This is a genomic window from Kitasatospora sp. NPDC048286 (assembly GCF_043201735.1).
Lineage (GTDB): Bacteria > Actinomycetota > Actinomycetes > Streptomycetales > Streptomycetaceae > Kitasatospora.
Map to the genome: position 1 here is coordinate 74,696 of NZ_JBICZE010000014.1, position 15,800 is coordinate 90,495.

Consider the following 15,800-nt stretch of genomic DNA (forward strand, 5'->3'; position numbering starts at 1 on the left):
GGGGGAGCGGGGTCAATGCTCCTTTGTAAATTCTGTATGGCAGTGTGTGCTACCGTCGGAGACCGGTGGCGGCATTCCCGCCACCCCGGACGAGCGCGTCGTACCCGGTGACGACAAGACGGCGCAGTTCAGCGGCAATCCGGCCGCTGTGGACTGCGGAGGCATCACCGTCATGGCCTGGCTCGTTCTGATCGTCTCGGGTTTCCTGGAGACCGTGTGGGCGGTCGCCCTGGAATCTTCCAAGGGCTTCACCCGTCCCGTTCCCAGCGTCGTCTTCGGCGTCGCTCTGCTGGTCAGCATGGGCGGCCTGGCGTACGCGATGCGCACCATTCCGATCGGCACCGGCTACGCGGTCTGGGTCGGCATCGGCGCGGTCGGCACCGCGGCCTACGGCATGGCCGTCCTGGGGGACCCCGCGACGGTGGCCCGGATCGCCTGCCTGCTGCTGATCGTCTCCGGCGTGGTGGGCCTGAAGGTGCTCCACTGAGCCCGTCCTAGGCCTCGGGACCGAGTCGTTCCCCGACCGGGGTCAGGGGTCATCGAGGCAGACGCCACTTACGATGATACGTATGACCACTGCCTCCCCCACCTCGGTCGACCCCGTACCGATACCCCTCGACGACGACCCCGGTGGCGGGGTCCTCGGCGGCCGCTACCGCGCGCTGACGCTGGGGATCGTCTCGGTGGTCCTGGTGATCGCCTTCGAGGCGACGGCCGTCAACACCGCGATGCCGACTGCGGCCCGTGAGCTGCACGGGCTCGGGCTGTACGCCTTCGCCTTCTCCGGCTACTTCACCACCACCCTGTTCGCCCTGGTCGTCTCCGGCCAGTGGTGCGACCGGAGCGGCCCGCTGCGGCCGCTGTTCAGCGGCATCGCGGTGTTCGGCGTCGGACTGGTGGTGGCCGGGACGGCACCCGGGATGTGGGTGTTCGTGGCCGGGCGGGCCGTCCAGGGCCTGGGCGGCGGGCTGGTGATCGTCGCCCTGTACGTGGTGGTCGGCCGGGCCTACCCGGAGCGGCTGCGGCCCGCGGTGTTCGCGGCCTTCTCCTCGGCCTGGGTGCTGCCCTCGATCATCGGCCCGCTGGTCTCCGGGGCCGTCACCCAGCACCTGGGCTGGCGCTGGGTGTTCCTGGCCGTGCCGGTGCTGATCCTCCTGCCGCTGGCCGTGATGGGCCCGGCGCTGGCCCGCTCGGAGCGGGAGCACCCGGTGGTCAGGGGCGCGGCCTTCGACCGCCGTCGCACCCTGCTGGCCGCGATGGCGGCGGTCGGCGCCGGCCTGCTGCAGTACGCGGGCCAGCGGCGCGACCTGATCGGCCTGGCCCCCGGGATCGCCGGGGCGGCGCTGCTCGTGCCGGCCGTCCTGGGACTGCTGCCGGCGCGGACCCTGCGGGCCGGTCGCGGGCTGCCGGCCGTGATCCTGCTGCGCGGGGTGGCCGCGGGGGCGTTCTTCGCGGCCGAGGCGTTCATCCCGCTGATGATGACCACCCAGCGCGGGCTCTCGCCGACGCTGGCCGGCCTGACCCTGACCAGCGGCGGCCTCACCTGGGCGCTCGGCTCCTGGCTCCAGGGCCGGCCCGGGGCGGAGCGCTACCGCGCGGTGATGATCCGGGGCGGCTTCGTGCTGACGGCGGTGGCGATCTCGGGTGCCGCGCTGGTGCTGTTCCCGGCGGTGCCGGCCTGGGCCGCCGCGGTGGCCTGGGGCGTCGGCGGCGTCGGGATGGGACTGGCGGTCGCGAGCGTCAGCGTGCTGATGATGAAGCTCTCCACGCCGGAGGACGCCGGGGCCAACTCGGCGGCCCTGCAGGTGAGCGACGCGCTGGGCAACGTGCTGCTGACGGGCCTGGCCGGAGTGATGTTCGCGGCGCTGGGCGGCGGCTCGCTCGCCGCCGCCCACGAGGGCGGCGGGGCGGCCGGCTCGCCCGGCGCCTTCGCGGTGGTCCTGCTGACGATGGCCGGGGTGGCTCTGGTCGGCGCGCTGCTCTCCGGCCGGGTGCGGACGAAGGCCTGACGGTCAGCCGGCGGCGGGGGCTCCGGCCCCCGCCGGGGCGCCGAGGAAGGCCTCCCAGCCGCCGGCCGGGGCCTGGCCCGGGGCGAGTGTCTGGAGCTTGCGCAGCACCGCCGGGTCCTGGGCGTCCAGCCAGTCGACCAGCTGCCGGAAGGAGACCAGCCGGACCTCGGGCTTGCTCGCGATGGCCCCGAGGACCTCCTCGACGGCGTTCATGTAGATGCCGCCGTTCCACTCCTCGAAGTGGTTGCCGATGACGTACGGTGCCCGGTTCCCGTTGTAGGTGCGGTCGAAGCCCATCATGTAGGCGTCGCGGGCCTGGGTCTGGAATCCGGGGTGGAGCGCCGGGTCGGCCTTGGTGTTGGGGCCGCACTGGTTGTACATGATGTTGTAGTCCATCGAGAGCACCTGGAAGGTGTGCCCGGGGAACGGGATGGACTGCAGCGGGAGGTCCCACAGCGCGCCGCCCTGGATCTTCTGCGGCCACACCTGGGTGCCGTTGCCGCTGCTGTCGTAGCGCCAGCCGCGCCCGACCGCGGTGGGCAGCAGGTTGCGCTGGCCCTCCAGGCAGGGGGTGCGGCTGCCGATCAGCTCCTTGCGGTAGTCGAAGGGCAGCGCCGGCAGGTCGGTGAAGCCGGTGTTGGTGCGCCAGTTCATCACGAAGTCCATCGCCTGCTGGATCTCGCTGTCCCACTCCTCCGGGGACCACTTGCCGACGCCGGTGGAGCCGCAGAAGTGGCCGTTGAAGTGGGTCCCGATCTCGTGGCCCTCCAGCCAGGCCGCGTGCACGTTCTCCAGGGTGTCGCGGATGTGCTGGTCGCTCAGGTAGCCGATGTCGGAGGCGCCGGCCTTGTGCTGCGGCGGGCGGTAGAGCTCCTTCTTGGACTCGGGCAGCAGGTAGAGGCCGCTGAGGAAGAAGGTCATCTTCGCGTCGTGCTCCTGGGCCAGCCGGCGGAAGCGGGCGAACAGGCCGTTGTCGAGCTCGCCGGCGCCGTCCCAGGAGAAGACCACGAACTGCGGCGGCCGCCGGCCGGGCTCCAGCCGTTCGGCGACGGGCTGGTGCGGCTGGGCGCCGGTGTCCGAGGTGGAGCCGTCGCCGATCACGACGGTCCGCTGCTCGGGGGCCGGGGCCGGGACGGGAGCGGCGCCCTGCTCGTCGGCCGCGCCGGTGGCCGGGACGGCGGCGTCGGTCGCCCGCTCTCCGCCGGTGGCGTGATTGCTGCCGCAGCCGGCCGCCAGGGCGGCGGCGGTGGCGGCGCCGGCCGCCAGCAGGGTGCGGCGGGAGAGGGCGTCCATGGTCACTCCGTTCGTTGGGCGGTGGTGGGCGGTGGGCTGGAGTGCGCGGTCCCGTCGGACACACGGGTGGGGAACCGTAACCGGGTCAGCATGGCACGAGGGCGGGGCCGTTCGGAGAGGCGCAGCGGGCGGTCGTGAGCGATCGCTCGAACGACGCAACCGATCGGGTCCGTTGAACCGTCGGTAGCTCGTGTCGGGTGTGTTCCCGGGGGGATCGTGTGTGGAAGGTGTTCGTCGCACTCCGCTACCGGATGCCCACGAGGCGCAGGGAAAGGGCGATCAACCCTGCCGATCGGCGGGTGCCGGTACGACCGTCGTATGGACGTGCCATACAGTCCGTTCCGGTTGAATTGTTCCCAGGAAACTCCCAGGAAGCGGGGTTCCGTCGGCAGAAGGGAGCGCCCGTGGGCGTCCAGCAGAGCGGGGGGCCCTGGCCGGGCACCCTGGCGGCGGGTGCCGCGCTGGTGCTCGGTGCCTGGCTGCTGCACGGCGGAAGCCCGTCGCTGCCGCCCGCGCCGGGGGCCGGCCAGGCCCGGGCCGGGATCGCGCCGGTCTCGATCGTCCCGCCGCTGGGCCCGTCCGCGCCGACCCGGATCCGCATCCCCGCGGTGCGGTTGGACGCCCCGGTCACGGCGCTCGGACTGGACGCCGACGGCCACCTCCAGACCCCTCCCGAGGGGGACCGGAACCTGGCGGGGTGGTACCGCGGCGGGGCCAGCCCCGGCCAGCGCGGCACCGCGATCCTTGCGGGGCACGTCGACAACAAGGCCGGCCCCGCGGTCTTCTATCATCTGGGCGCGCTCCGTCGGGGGGACCGGATCGAGATCGCCCGGGCGGACGGCGCCACCGCCGTCTACCAGCTCTACGCCATCGAAGTGCACGACCGAAAGGACTTCCCGGACGATCGGGTCTACCGTCAGGCCACTGACGCGCAGCTGCGGGTGATCACCTGCGGCGGCTCGTACAGCGAGGAGCACGGCTACGACGGCAACGTCGTCGCCTACGGCTTCCTGGCCGACACCACCCCGCCGGGCCGAGCCGCATGAGCACGTTGACCCTTGCCTCCCGCTGGAATCCGATCGACTGGCCGCTCACCGAGGGCCTGATCCCGCACGCCGTGCTGACGGCCGGCTGGGCGGCGCTGTTCGCGCTCGCCGTCGGCCGCGGCCGGAGCTGGTGGCGGGTCCGCCTGCCCGCCGCGCTGGTCACCGCCGCGGCGCTCAGCTGGCTGCTGGACGTCGTGGTCGACGGCTGGTGGCACCCCTTCCCGGAGGGCACGCCCCGGTACGTCACCTGGTGGATAGCCGTCGCCCTGCTCGGGCTCTGCCTGGCCGGTTACCGGATGCGGCGGCTCACCTGGCGCCGCCGGGGCGGCGCGCTGGCCCTCAGCGGCCTGGTGCTGCTGATGTCCTCCTCCGAGGTCAACATCGGCTTCGGCCAGTTCCCGAGCGGGCGCGTGATGCTGGCGCCGTGGCTGACCAAGACCGACGGGCTGGTCGCCACCAAGGCGGGCCAGACCGTGACCGCCCCGCCGGGCAGGTCGCTGGAGGAGGTCTGGAAGCCGCCGGCGGACCTGCCCGCGAAGGGCACCGTCTCGGTGGTGCCGATCCCCGGCACCAGGTCGGGCTTCCAGGCCCGGGACGCGTACGTCTACCTCCCGCCCGCCTACCAGGCCACCCCGCGGCCGCTGCTGCCGGTGGTCGTGATGATCACCGGTCAGCCCGGCATCCCGGGGGACTGGGTGCTGTCCGCCCAGATCAACGAGACGCTCGACGCCTACGCCGCGGAACACGGCGGCCTCGCGCCGATCGTGGTGATGCCCGATCAGCTCGGCTCGACCTGGGCCAACACGCTCTGCCTCGACTCCAAGATCGCCAAGGCCCAGACCTACCTCGCGGTGGACGTCCCCGAGTGGGTCCACCAGAACCTCCAGGCCGCCACCGGCCGCACCGCCTGGGCGATCGGGGGCGCCTCGATGGGCGGCACCTGCGCGCTCCAGCTCGGCGTCAACGCGCCCGACGTCTACGGCACCGTCCTCGACATGTCCGGGCAGGAGGAACCGACCCTGGGCAGCCGGGAACAGACTGTCAAGGCCGCGTTCGGTGGTGACGAGAAGAAGTTCGACGAGGTCGATCCGCTCCAGGTGATGGCCCGCAAGAAGTTCCCGGACACCAACGTCGCGTTGGTCGTCGGCGAGACCGACGAGGAGTTCAGACCACAGATGGAGAAGGTCTACCACGCCGCTCAGGCGGCCGGAATGAAGGCCAAGTTCGATCTGATGCCGGGCGGCCACGGATGGGTCGTCTTCCGGCCCGGCATCGGCCAGCAGCTGCCGTGGCTCGCCCAACAGACCGGGCTGACCCGGTGACCGGGGCGACCGCGCTGGCCGCCGTCGGCGAGCACCGCGGGCCCGGGCCGGAGCCAGAGCGCGCCGCCGAACGGGGCGCCGACCGGGCCCCGGTCACCCGGACGCCGGAACCGGGCCCGCAGAAGCTCCGGCGGGCGGCCGGGGCGCTCGGCTCCCGGCTGCGCTCGGCGCCGCTGACCCTGACCCTGCTGGCCGGGCTCTGGCTGCTCGGCGCGGCCACCGGCAGCCTGGGCCACGGCCCGTCCGACCGGCTGCTCGAGCGGGCCGGGATCGGGCTGTCCACGCTGGCCGAGGGCCACTGGTGGGCGCCGGTCACCTCGATGCTCTGGTGCTCGGGCACCGGCTCGTACGTGTTCACCAGCCTGCTGCTGCTCCTGGTCGGCCCGGCCGCCGAGCACCGGCTCGGGCGGCCGCGCACCCTCGCGGTGCTGGTCGGCGGGCAGGTCGTCGGCACCCTGCTGGGCACCGCCCTGGTCGCCTTCGGCTCCTCGGCGGGGGAGCAGTGGACCGCCTCGGTGGCCGACCAGATCTCGGTCGGCCCGGGCGTCGGCGCGTTCGCGCTGGCCGGGGTGCTCGGGTACCGGCTCACCGTGCTCTGGCGCCGCCGGCTGCACCTGCTGGTGCTGCTCGTCCCGCTGGTGATGACGCTGTACGTGGGCCACCTGCAGAGCGTCCAGCGGTGCGCCGGCGCGCTGGCCGGGCTCGCCCTGGGCGCCCTGGTCAGCCGGGGCCGCCCGCACCTGCGCACCCACCGCTCCTCGCACTCCGAGACCCGGGTGCTGGTCGCGCTCTGCCTGGTCGCCGCCGCCTTCGGGCCGTTGCTCGCCTCGCTGTACGACAACGCCAGCGGGCCCTTCAACACCTTCTCCGAGCTGTACTTCTCGCACCGGCTCAGCCCGGACGAGGTGGCCGACTTCTGCGCGCTGTCGGCGCACGACTGCGCCCGGGCGCACGCCGTCGTCCGGATCTTCGACACCCCGGGCCGGATGATGGCCGCGCTGTTCCCGGCGCTGCTGCTGGTGCTCGCCGAGGGGCTGCGCCGGGGGCTGCGGTTCGCCTGGCTGGTCACCGTGGCCACCGAGCTGCTCTGGGCGGCGCTGCTGTGCTGGCTGTACCTGGACGCCGGGCCGGTCAGCCGGGACGTGGTGCAGTACTTCGTCGAGGCGCTGCTGCTGCCGCTGCTGACCACCGTCCTGCTGGTCGCCACCCGCAAGCGGTTCCCGCTGCGGCTGTCCGGCCGCTCGGTGCGCCGGCTCGCCCTGGTGCTCGGCGGCGCGGCGTTCGCCTCCGCGGCCGCCTACGTGGGGATCGGGCGGCTGGTCGCCGGGGAGTTCGAGCCGGGGGCGACCGCCCGCAGGCTGGTGGCCGGGCTGCCGGCCCAGTTCCTGCCGCCCGCGTACAACGACCTGCTGCCGGACTACCCGATCGCGGTCGGGCCGGTGGCGCGCCTGCTGGAGACGTACTGCGGGCTGGTGTTCTGGGTCGTCGCGCTGGCCGTGCTGCTGTCGGTGTTCCGCCGTCCGGTGCTGCACACCGACGCGGCGGCGGCCGGCCGGGCACGGGCGCTGCTGGCCGAGCACGGCGGCGGGACGCTCTCGTTCATCGCCACCTGGGACGGCAACCACTACTGGTTCGACGAGGGCGGCCGGGCGGCCGTCGCCTACCGGGTGGTGGGCACCGTCGCGCTGACCACCGGCGACCCGTTCGGCGCCCCGGAGGACCGGGCCCGGGCGGTGGCCGGCTTCGCCCGGTACTGCGACGCGCGCGGCTGGACGCCGTGCTTCTACAGCGTCTGCGGCGACACCAGGGCCGCCGCCGCGCAGCTCGGCTGGCGCTCGGTGCAGGTCGCCGAGGACACCGTGGTGCCGCTGCCCGAGCTGGCCTTCACCGGCCGCAAGTGGCAGGACATCCGCACCGCCCTCAACAAGGCCGGCAAGCAGGGCATCTCCGCGGAGTGGTGGGCGTACCACGAGGCGCCGCTCGCGCTGCGGGAGCAGATCCGGGCGATCTCCGAGGAGTGGGTCTCCGAGAAGGGCCTGCCGGAGATGGGCTTCACGCTCGGCGGGCTGGCGGAGCTGGACGACCCGGACGTGCGGGTGCTGGTCGCGGTGGACGAGCAACGGGTGGTGCACGGGCTGACCAGCTGGATGCCGGTGTACGAGGACGGCGTTCCGGTCGGCTGGACGCTGGACTTCATGCGCCGGCGCTCGGACGGCTTCCGCGGGGTCAGCGAGTTCCTGATCGCCTCGGCCGCGCTCGGGTTCAAGGAGGAGGGCGCGCGCTTCCTGTCGCTGTCGGGCGCGCCGCTGGCCCGCACCGGGCAGGACGAGGAGCCCACCGGGCTGCAGCGGATGCTGGACTGGATGGGCAGGGTGCTGGAGCCGGTGTACGGCTTCCGCTCACTGCTGGCGTTCAAGGCGAAGTTCCAGCCGGAGTACCGGCCGATGTACATGGCGTACCCCGACCCGGCCGCGCTGCCCGGCATCACCAGGGCGATCGGCAAGGCGTACCTGCCGCACCTGACGGCGGCCCAGGGCGTGCGGCTGATGCGCAGGCTCTCGGGCTGAGCGGAGGTCACAGTCCCCGGGCCCCGGACCCGGGAGACCGTGCGCCGCTGCCCCGGCCGTGGCGCCGGGCCGCCCGTCAGCCGAGCAGCTGGGCGAGCGCGCGGTCGGCGTCCAGGTGCAGGTGCTCCTCGCCCTCGGGGACGAGCAGCCGGCTGCGCCACAGGAAGCGGCGCAGGTCGGCGGTGTCGAAGCGGAGCAGCGCGGTGCCCTCGGGGGCCCGCAGCTCGACCATGGTGCGCCGGCCGATCGCGGGCCGGACGTGGACGTCGCCGACGCCGGCCGGCAGCTCGATGCCGGCCGACAGCAGCTGGCGCGCGAAGATCCAGACGATGTCCTCGGAGTCCCGGCGTTCGGCGGGGTCGTCCAGCGAGAACTCGGAGGGGAAGGCCATCCGGACGGCCAGCGGGTCCTCCGGCAGGTAGGAGAGCACCACCCGCAGCCGGACGGAGCAGTGGGCGGAGAGGATCAGGCGGGCCTGGACGGCCTCTTCGACGGTGCGCACGTGGGGGATCCCTTCGGTTCGGTGCGAGGCCGCGCTTCGGCAGGTGGGGTTGGTGCGGCCTCACCCTGGTGAGAGTCACGGGGCGCCTGGTGCTTACCGGGTTTCACGGAGTATTGGATGTGATCCGGGTCACATCGATTTCCGGCCGTGCGGGCCCGCCGTGGAGCCCCGCCTGGAGGCTCGAACGGCGCCGGGCCGGTACGCTGGGCGGGTTGTCCGATCGCCGCCCGACCGCGGGGCGAGGCCGAAAAACCGCCTCTGACCTGCGATGATCCCCCTCGGAGACCGTGAGTACTGCCGCCGCCTCCTCGATGCCGCTGTTCTCCGACGTACCGGAGTCGCAGGCCCCCGTCCGATCCGTCGGCCATGCCGCGCCCGCCGGCTCGCACCACCTCTCCCCGGCCTTCCCCGGCCGCGCCCCCTGGGGCACCGCGGGCAAGCTGCGGGCCTGGCAGCAGGGCGCGCTGGATAAGTACATCGAGACGCAGCCGCGTGACTTCCTCGCGGTCGCCACCCCGGGCGCAGGCAAGACCACCTTCGCGCTCACCCTGGCCTCGTACCTGCTGCACAACCACCTGGTGCAGCAGGTGACCGTCGTCGCGCCGACCGAGCACCTGAAGAAGCAGTGGGCCGAGGCCGCCGCGCGGATAGGCATCCGGCTGGACCCGGCGTACTCCTCCGGGCCGCTGTCCCGGGACTACCACGGCATCGTGGTCACCTACGCGGGCGTCGGGGTGAACCCGATGCTGCACCGCAACCGGACCGAGGCCCGCAAGACCCTCGTGATCATGGACGAGATCCACCACGCCGGTGACTCCAAGTCCTGGGGCGAGGCCTGCTTCGAGGCCTTCGAACCGGCCACCCGCCGACTGGCGCTGACCGGTACGCCGTTCCGCTCGGACACCAACCCGATCCCGTTCGTGGCGTACGAGGCGGGCGGCGACGGCATCCGCAAGTCCGTCGCCGACTACACCTACGGCTACGGGCACGCGCTGGCCGACCACGTCGTCCGCCCGGTGATCTTCCTCAGCTACAGCGGCAACATGCGCTGGCGCACCAAGTCCGGCGACGAGCTGGAGGCCCGGCTCGGCGAGCCGATGACCAAGGACCTGATCGCCCAGGCCTGGCGCACCGCGCTGTCCCCGCAGGGCGAGTGGATCCCGGCGGTGCTCCAGGCCGCCGACCGGCGCCTCACCGAGGTCCGCAAGGCGATCCCGGACGCCGGCGGGCTGGTCATCGCCACCGACCAGAACGTCGCCCGGGCGTACGCCAAGATGCTGCGCGAGATCAGCGGCGAGAAGGTCACCCTGGTGCTCTCGGACGAGACCGAGGCGTCCAAGCGGATCTCCGACTACGCGGCGGGGACCTCGCGCTGGATGGTCGCGGTCCGCATGGTGTCCGAGGGCGTCGACGTGCCCCGGCTGTGCGTGGGCGTGTACGCGACCTCGATCTCCACCCCGCTGTTCTTCGCCCAGGCCGTCGGCCGCTTCGTGCGCGCCCGCAAGCGCGGCGAGACCGCCTCGGTGTTCCTGCCGACCATCCCGCTGCTGCTGGGCTTCGCCAACGAGATGGAGCTCCAGCGCGACCACGTGCTCGACCGGCCGAAGAAGGAGGGCGAGGGCCTCTTCGACGAGGAGGACCGGCTGCTCGCCGAGGCCGAGCGGGCCAACGACGGGCCGGACGGCGCCGGCGGCGAGGAGTTCTCGTACGAGGCGCTGGGCTCCGACGCGGTCTTCGACCGGGTGCTGTACAACGCCATGGAGTTCGGCATGCAGGCCCACCCGGGGAGCGAGGAGGAGGAGGACTACCTCGGCATCCCGGGCCTGCTGGAACCGGACCAGGTGCAGATGCTGCTGCAGAAGCGCCAGCACCGGCAGATCCAGCGCAGCAAGGCCAAGCCCGCCGAGGAGGCCGACCTCCTGGAGCTGCCGGCCGAGGAGCGGCCGGTGGTCACCCACCAGGAGCTGCGGGAGCTGCGCAAGGAGCTGAACGCGCTGGTCGCCGCCTGGCACCACCGCACCGACCAGCCGCACGGCACCATCCACAACGAGCTGCGCCGCCAGTGCGGCGGGCCGCTCACCGCGCAGGCCACCGCGAACCAGCTCAAGGCGCGGATCGCGAAGATCCGGGAGTGGGCCAGGTAGCGGAGCCGGAAGCGGGCGCGGCTCCGTCCGCCGCGCCCGTTCCGCCGCGTCCGCTCCGGGGTGCTCGCTCCGGCGCGTCCGGTCACCGGACCGGGGGCGCGGCCGCGGCCCGGCGCACCCGGCGAATCGCGGGGGTTCGTCCCGAATTCGAGGCGGTGTTGAAGTCGATCACGCCCGAATTTTGGACAACCACTTCCGCCGCGTCATTTCCTTCACTACCTTTCCCCCACGCTCTTCCGTCGGGCAACCCCCACGGGACGGCGTCGCAGGGCCGCACGCGTCAAGGACGACGCCGTGCGGACCGAGCGCGGCCACCCCCACCTGCGCGCGACACCGACCTTGGAACGGCGCCGCCCGCCCCGCGAGCGCCGCGGAAAGGATTGCCCGTCGTGACTGCCGAGACCTCCCAGACCCTGGACCGCGGCGTCCGGGTCCTCAAGCTCCTCGCCGACTCCGAGCGCGGACTCACCGTGACCGAGCTGGCCGCCCGGCTGGCCGTCAACCGGACGGTGGTCTACCGCCTGCTGGCCACCCTGGAGCAGCACGGACTGGTCCGACGGGACATCGGCGGGCGCGCCCGGGTGGGCCTCGGCGTGCTGCGCCTCGCGCACCGGGTGCACCCGCTGCTGCGCGAGGCCGCCCTCCCGGCCCTGCGCAGCCTGGCCGAGGACCTCGGCGCCACCGCCCACCTGACCCTGGTGGACGGCAACGAGGCGCTGGCCGTCGCCGTGGTCGAGCCCAGCTGGACCGACTTCCACGTCGCCTACCGGACCGGCCTGCGCCACCCGCTCACCGAGAGCGCGGCCGGCCGGGCGATCCTGGAGGCGCGCACCTTCCCCAGCCAGCGCAGGCCCGAACAGGGCTTCGTCATCACCCGTGCGGAGGAGCAGTCCGGGGCGAGCGGGGCGGCCGCCGCACTGGTCGGACTCAGCGGCATCGAGGGCAGCGTCGGCGTGGTGATGCTGAACGGCATGGTGCCCGAGCGGGTCGGCCCCCGGGTGGTGGAGGCGGCGACCGAGGTGGCCGACGCCCTGAGGTAGCACCCGCGCGGGTCGTCGGGTGTGTTTGGATTCCCCTTGTGTCCGAGACCAAGCTCACCAAGGCCCTCACCTCCCCGCGGACCCGCGCGCTCACGCTCTGCGGGGTGCTGGTCGCCGCGCTGTTCGGCGTGGCCGCCTTCGTGCCGCTGCCGTACACCGTCACCTGGCCGGGCCTGACCGCGGACACCCTGGGCACGTACGAGAACAAGCCGGTCCTCACCATCACCGGGGCGCCGCTGCGCACCACCGAGGGCGAGCTGCGGATGGTCACCATCACGGCGACCAACCCGGGCCAGAAGAACACCTTCTGGCGCTCGCTGCAGGCGTGGTTCGACCCGAAGGAGGCGGTCCGCCCGACCGAGACGGTCTACCCGGAGAGCAACCCGGCGAAGGCCGACGAGGCGACCGCCCAGCAGATGGCCGAGTCGCAGGACGCCGCCACCGCGGCCGCGCTGGACTACCTCCACCTGTCGCCGGACCAGGTGAAGGTCAAGATCGACCTGGGGGCGGTCGGCGGCCCCAGCGCCGGCCAGATGCTGGCGCTGGGCATCGTCGACAAGCTGGCCGGCGACGGCAAGGGCGGCGACCTCACCGGCGGGCGCACCATCGCCGGCACCGGCACCATCGACAAGGACGGCACCGTCGGCCCGGTCGGCGGCGTCCCCCTGAAGACGCAGGCGGCCGCCCGGGACGGCGCGACGGTGTTCCTGCTGCCCAAGGACGAGTGCACGGACGCCAAGGTGAACACCCCGGCGTCGCTGCGCCTGGTGCCGGTCGGCAACCTCGCGGAGTCGGTCTCCGCCCTCCAGGCGCTGAGGAGCGGCGGCACCGTCCCGTCCTGCTGACCGTCCTCCACGGCCGGCCGTTCCCGCTGGGGCGCCGGGGCTGACCGGCCCCGGCGCGGTCAGATCCCGAAGGCCACCGAGGCGAAGTCGTCGCCCAGCTGGGTGTGCAGCTGGGCGGCGATCCCGGCCAGCCGGTGGGCCTGGGCCATCGGCAGGGACACCGAGATCGCGCCGATGCCGTTGCCCGCGACGATCGGCACCGCCGCACCGGCCGAGCCGATCTCGTACTCCTGGAACTGGGTGATCGGGACGACCCGGCGCGGGCCCTGGCGCGGCAGCAGCGGCAGGCACGCCGGGTCCCGCAGGGTGTACGGGGTGAACGGCACCATCGGGTAGCGGGCCAGGTGGTCCCGGCGCTCCTCGGCGGTCATCAGGGCCAGCACGGTCTTGCCGGCCGCGGTGGCGTGCGCGGCGGCCCGGAAGCCGGCCCGGTCGATCAGCGGCGCGCCGGGGGCCTCGGCGGCTTCGACCAGCTCCACCTCGCCGTGCCGGTACCAGGTGAAGTAGACGGCGGCGGACAGCTCGTCGGCGAGCATGCCCAGCAGCGCCTTGAGCCGGGCCCGGCCCGTCGCCGGACCGTCGTACCGGATCAGCCCGGCGACCGCGGGGCCGGTCAGGTAGAGGCCGCTGTGGCGTTCCAGGTAGTGGTCGTGCACCAGGGTGCGCAGCAGGTGGTACGTGGTGCCCAGGGCCAGGCCGGTGTCCCGGGCGAGCTGCTTGGCGGTGGCGCCCTTGGGGTAGCCGGCGGCCGCCTGCAGCAGGCGCAGGGCGCGCTGGGCGGAGGCGATGAGGGTGGGGGCGGTTCCGTCGGCCGCGACCGCGTTCGTCATGCGGGGGCCGACCCGGGGGAGGGCTCGGTCGGCACGCGTTTCAGCGGACCGGAGGGCGGCGCGAGAGTTAGTAGAACGTTCATATATAAATCTTGCGGCCACCGACGCCTCACGGATGTGCCAAATCGGCGCGTCGGGCCGTGTCTCCCCTCCTACTCGGCGGCGGCCTGGTCCACCAGCGGCAGGATCCGGTACGGAACCGGGTTCTCCAGCACGATCGCGGTGGACGAGCGGACGATCCCGTCGAAGCCCAGCACCCGGTCGATCACCCGCTGCAGATCGGCGTTGGACCGGGCCACGATCCGCACCAGCATGTCCCCGATCCCGGTGATGGTGTGCAGCTCCAGCACCTCCGGCACGCTCGCCAGGTGCGCCCGCACGTCCGCGCCCTGGCCCTGGGAGATCTCCAGGGTGGCGAAGGCCGTCACCGGGTAGCCGATCGCCGCCGGGTCCACCTCCGGGCCGAAGCCGCCGATCACGCCCTTGGCCTGGAGCCGGTCCAGCCGGGCCTGCACGGTTCCCCGGGCGACCTGCAGCCGGCGCGAGCACTCCAGCACCCCGATCCGGGGCTCCTCGGCGAGCAGCCGGATCAGCCGGCCGTCCAGCGGGTCGATGGCGTCGTTGGTGCTGACCGGCGGGGCGGCGGAAGCCCCTTGCGGGGCGGAGGAGTTGGCTGCGCCGGGGGAACCCGGGGAGTTCGGGGAGTGGGCGGGGGGCATTCGCGGCACCGTCCTGGGGTGGGCATTCTGTACAGCTGCGCGGCCGATTCTCCCGCTCCGGGGCACAGCTTGACCAGGAGGAAACGGAACAGTTGCGCGCAGGTCGGCCCGGCGCCACCCTCCAGCCACACCCCCGCGCCCAGGGCCCCACCCCCGGGTGCCGGGGCGGCCAGGATGGTCCGTACGCCAACCGGGAGGGCAGTCATCATGACCGACACCGCCGCCGAACCAGCCCTGTTCGGGGCAGGCCTCGCACCGTTCGGGGCAGGCCTCGCAGCGGACCCGGCGGAGGCGGGGCCGCTGCCGATGGGCCGTGCGGACGCGGTGGTCTTCGCGGTCGCCGACGCCGAGCGGGCGGCCCGCCGCTACTGCGCCGCGCTCGGGCTGCGCTGCACCGCGTACGCCGGGCCGGAGACCGGCGTGCCGGAGACGCTCTCGTACGTCCTCGCCGCACCGGGGACGCGGATCGTGCTCACCTCCCCGGTGCGGAGCACCGGCCGGCGCGGCCGGGAGCTGACCGAACATCTGGACCGCCACGGGGACGGGGTGCTGGACCTCTCGGTGAGCGTGCCGGACGTCTACTACGCGTACGACTACGCGGTGGACCGGGGCGCGCTGTCGCTGGCCGAGCCGTACGAGGCGCGGGACGACTACGGCGCGGTGGTGCTGGCCACCATCGCGGTGCCGGGCGGGACCAGGCACACGCTGGTGGACCGGGCGGGGTACGCGGGGCCGTACCTGCCGGGGTACGTACCGTGCGAGGGCTTCTGACGACCTGACGCCTGACGGGACCGTCGAGAGGCGGGCCTCAGCGGATCACCGTCTCCACGATCGGCGGGTGGCCGTTCCAGGAGGCGATGACCGAGTTGGTCTCGGTGTCCCGGACGAAGTCGACCCGCAGCCACTGGCCGTCCGTCCACACCAGCATCTGCCAGCCCGGGTCCGGGGTGGCGGAGACCAGGGTGGCCCGGTCCGGCTTCAGGTCCAGCGCGACCTTGCCGCCCGGGATCGGATAGCTCTTCACCGTGGACGTCGTGGTGGCGGTGGGGGCGGGCCGGCGGGTCGGTGACGCCGTGGTGGTGGCGGGAGCCGGGCCGTGCGGGGTGGTGGCGGTGGCGGCGGTGGTCGGTGAGGCCGCCGGGGAAGGGGGCGTCGACTGTGCGGCGGAGTGCGGCGGGTCCGGGGTGGCGGGCGCCGGGTGCGGCGTGCCGTCGGCCTTCGGGGAGGGCAGCGGCAGCGCCGTGGGCTGCTCGAACGCGGCGCCGGTCAGCACCGCGTGCACGCCGAGCCAGGACAGCGCCACCGCCGCCCCGGTGGCCGCCGCCCAGGCGCCGAGCTGTACCAGTCCGTTCCGCATCGTCCGCACATCCTGCCGTATTTCCATTCGGAAGGAGACCGGCACCCCCGGTATTCAGCAGGGCAGTTGCACAATGTCCGGACCCACCCCCGAGGTACAGACCACTCACCGGCGATGGCGTACCGT

14 protein-coding genes and 1 riboswitch are annotated in these 15,800 nt (G+C 73.5%); of the genes, 9 read left to right on the top strand and 5 right to left on the bottom strand.

Annotation, left to right across the window (positions count from 1 at the left end; genetic code table 11):
* The first annotated feature begins 62 nt into the window (after window positions 1-62).
* A riboswitch (guanidine-III (ykkC-III) riboswitch) is annotated at window positions 63-128 on the top strand.
* Window positions 129-172: 44 nt separating this feature from the next.
* A complete protein-coding gene (locus tag ACGF13_RS29850) occupies window positions 173-487 on the top strand; it encodes a DMT family transporter (protein ID WP_392880948.1) in 315 nt (104 codons plus the stop codon).
* An 82-nt stretch (window positions 488-569) separates the two neighbouring features.
* Window positions 570-2,009 (top strand): MFS transporter, encoded by a 1,440-nt coding sequence (locus tag ACGF13_RS29855; RefSeq protein ID WP_392880950.1) that lies wholly within the window; start codon window positions 570-572, stop codon window positions 2,007-2,009.
* Between the two features lie 3 nt (window positions 2,010-2,012).
* Here ACGF13_RS29855 and ACGF13_RS29860 read toward each other — a convergent pair whose 3' ends face one another.
* The gene (locus tag ACGF13_RS29860; RefSeq protein WP_392880952.1) at window positions 2,013-3,302 is read right to left on the bottom strand and encodes a hypothetical protein; all 1,290 of its coding nucleotides are present in this window, start codon (window positions 3,300-3,302) and stop codon (window positions 2,013-2,015) included.
* Window positions 3,303-3,706: 404 nt separating this feature from the next.
* On the opposite strand from ACGF13_RS29860, the gene ACGF13_RS29865 reads away from it, so the two are divergent.
* Genes ACGF13_RS29865 through ACGF13_RS29875 form a run of 3 tightly spaced genes read left to right on the top strand, consistent with a single transcriptional unit; the run spans window position 3,707 to window position 8,237 of the window.
* Window positions 3,707-4,348 carry a class F sortase gene (locus tag ACGF13_RS29865; protein ID WP_392880955.1) on the top strand — a complete coding sequence of 214 codons (642 nt, stop codon included), beginning with the start codon at window positions 3,707-3,709 and terminating at the stop codon, window positions 4,346-4,348.
* The gene (locus tag ACGF13_RS29870) at window positions 4,345-5,670 is read left to right on the top strand and encodes an alpha/beta hydrolase (RefSeq protein WP_392880958.1); all 1,326 of its coding nucleotides are present in this window, start codon (window positions 4,345-4,347) and stop codon (window positions 5,668-5,670) included. Before ACGF13_RS29865 ends, ACGF13_RS29870 begins: the two co-directional genes overlap by 4 nt.
* Window positions 5,667-8,237 carry a rhomboid family intramembrane serine protease gene (locus tag ACGF13_RS29875; protein WP_392880960.1) on the top strand — a complete coding sequence of 857 codons (2,571 nt, stop codon included), beginning with the start codon at window positions 5,667-5,669 and terminating at the stop codon, window positions 8,235-8,237. The genes ACGF13_RS29870 and ACGF13_RS29875 overlap by 4 nt, the downstream gene beginning before the upstream one ends.
* A gap of 76 nt (window positions 8,238-8,313) precedes the next feature.
* Here ACGF13_RS29875 and ACGF13_RS29880 read toward each other — a convergent pair whose 3' ends face one another.
* Complete coding sequence (locus ACGF13_RS29880; protein WP_392880963.1) at window positions 8,314-8,739, bottom strand: SsgA family sporulation/cell division regulator; 426 nt, start codon at window positions 8,737-8,739, stop codon at window positions 8,314-8,316.
* 311 nt (window positions 8,740-9,050) lie between these two features.
* On the opposite strand from ACGF13_RS29880, the gene ACGF13_RS29885 reads away from it, so the two are divergent.
* From ACGF13_RS29885 to ACGF13_RS29895, 3 genes are all read left to right on the top strand, one after another.
* Entirely contained in the window at window positions 9,051-10,883 is a 1,833-nt protein-coding gene (locus tag ACGF13_RS29885; protein ID WP_392881355.1) for a DEAD/DEAH box helicase, read from the top strand.
* Window positions 10,884-11,272: 389 nt separating this feature from the next.
* On the top strand, window positions 11,273-11,923 hold the full coding sequence (locus tag ACGF13_RS29890) for an IclR family transcriptional regulator (protein WP_049654777.1): 651 nt from the start codon (window positions 11,273-11,275) through the stop codon (window positions 11,921-11,923).
* A gap of 38 nt (window positions 11,924-11,961) precedes the next feature.
* Window positions 11,962-12,768: a S16 family serine protease gene (locus ACGF13_RS29895; protein ID WP_392880966.1), complete on the top strand. Its 807-nt coding sequence runs from the start codon at window positions 11,962-11,964 to the stop codon at window positions 12,766-12,768.
* Between the two features lie 59 nt (window positions 12,769-12,827).
* Here the strand turns inward: ACGF13_RS29895 and ACGF13_RS29900 are convergent, their stop codons facing one another.
* Window positions 12,828-13,598 (bottom strand): IclR family transcriptional regulator, encoded by a 771-nt coding sequence (locus ACGF13_RS29900; protein WP_392880969.1) that lies wholly within the window; start codon window positions 13,596-13,598, stop codon window positions 12,828-12,830.
* A gap of 152 nt (window positions 13,599-13,750) precedes the next feature.
* Window positions 13,751-14,317, bottom strand: coding sequence for an Lrp/AsnC family transcriptional regulator (locus ACGF13_RS29905; protein ID WP_392880971.1), 567 nt, complete (start codon window positions 14,315-14,317; stop codon window positions 13,751-13,753).
* Between the two features lie 207 nt (window positions 14,318-14,524).
* Between ACGF13_RS29905 and ACGF13_RS29910 the strand changes: the two genes are divergently transcribed.
* A complete protein-coding gene (locus tag ACGF13_RS29910) occupies window positions 14,525-15,088 on the top strand; it encodes a VOC family protein (protein ID WP_392880974.1) in 564 nt (187 codons plus the stop codon).
* Window positions 15,089-15,125: 37 nt separating this feature from the next.
* Here the strand turns inward: ACGF13_RS29910 and ACGF13_RS29915 are convergent, their stop codons facing one another.
* A complete protein-coding gene (locus tag ACGF13_RS29915) occupies window positions 15,126-15,674 on the bottom strand; it encodes a hypothetical protein (RefSeq protein ID WP_392880976.1) in 549 nt (182 codons plus the stop codon).
* Between the last annotated feature and the right edge of the window lie 126 nt (window positions 15,675-15,800).

What these genes read in the sequence shown, in the direction of transcription:
- ACGF13_RS29855 (WP_392880950.1), top strand. Translation starts at nt 570, where the DNA reads ATGACCACTGCCTCCCCCACCTCGGTCGACCCCGTACCGATACCCCTC.
- ACGF13_RS29885 (WP_392881355.1), top strand. Translation starts at nt 9,051, where the DNA reads ATGCCGCTGTTCTCCGACGTACCGGAGTCGCAGGCCCCCGTCCGATCC.
- ACGF13_RS29870 (WP_392880958.1), top strand. Translation starts at nt 4,345, where the DNA reads ATGAGCACGTTGACCCTTGCCTCCCGCTGGAATCCGATCGACTGGCCG.
- ACGF13_RS29850 (WP_392880948.1), top strand. Translation starts at nt 173, where the DNA reads ATGGCCTGGCTCGTTCTGATCGTCTCGGGTTTCCTGGAGACCGTGTGG.
- ACGF13_RS29905 (WP_392880971.1), bottom strand. Translation starts at nt 14,317, where the DNA reads ATGCCCCCCGCCCACTCCCCGAACTCCCCGGGTTCCCCCGGCGCAGCC.
- ACGF13_RS29915 (WP_392880976.1), bottom strand. Translation starts at nt 15,674, where the DNA reads ATGCGGAACGGACTGGTACAGCTCGGCGCCTGGGCGGCGGCCACCGGG.
- ACGF13_RS29910 (WP_392880974.1), top strand. Translation starts at nt 14,525, where the DNA reads ATGACCGACACCGCCGCCGAACCAGCCCTGTTCGGGGCAGGCCTCGCA.
- ACGF13_RS29900 (WP_392880969.1), bottom strand. Translation starts at nt 13,598, where the DNA reads ATGACGAACGCGGTCGCGGCCGACGGAACCGCCCCCACCCTCATCGCC.
- ACGF13_RS29860 (WP_392880952.1), bottom strand. Translation starts at nt 3,302, where the DNA reads ATGGACGCCCTCTCCCGCCGCACCCTGCTGGCGGCCGGCGCCGCCACC.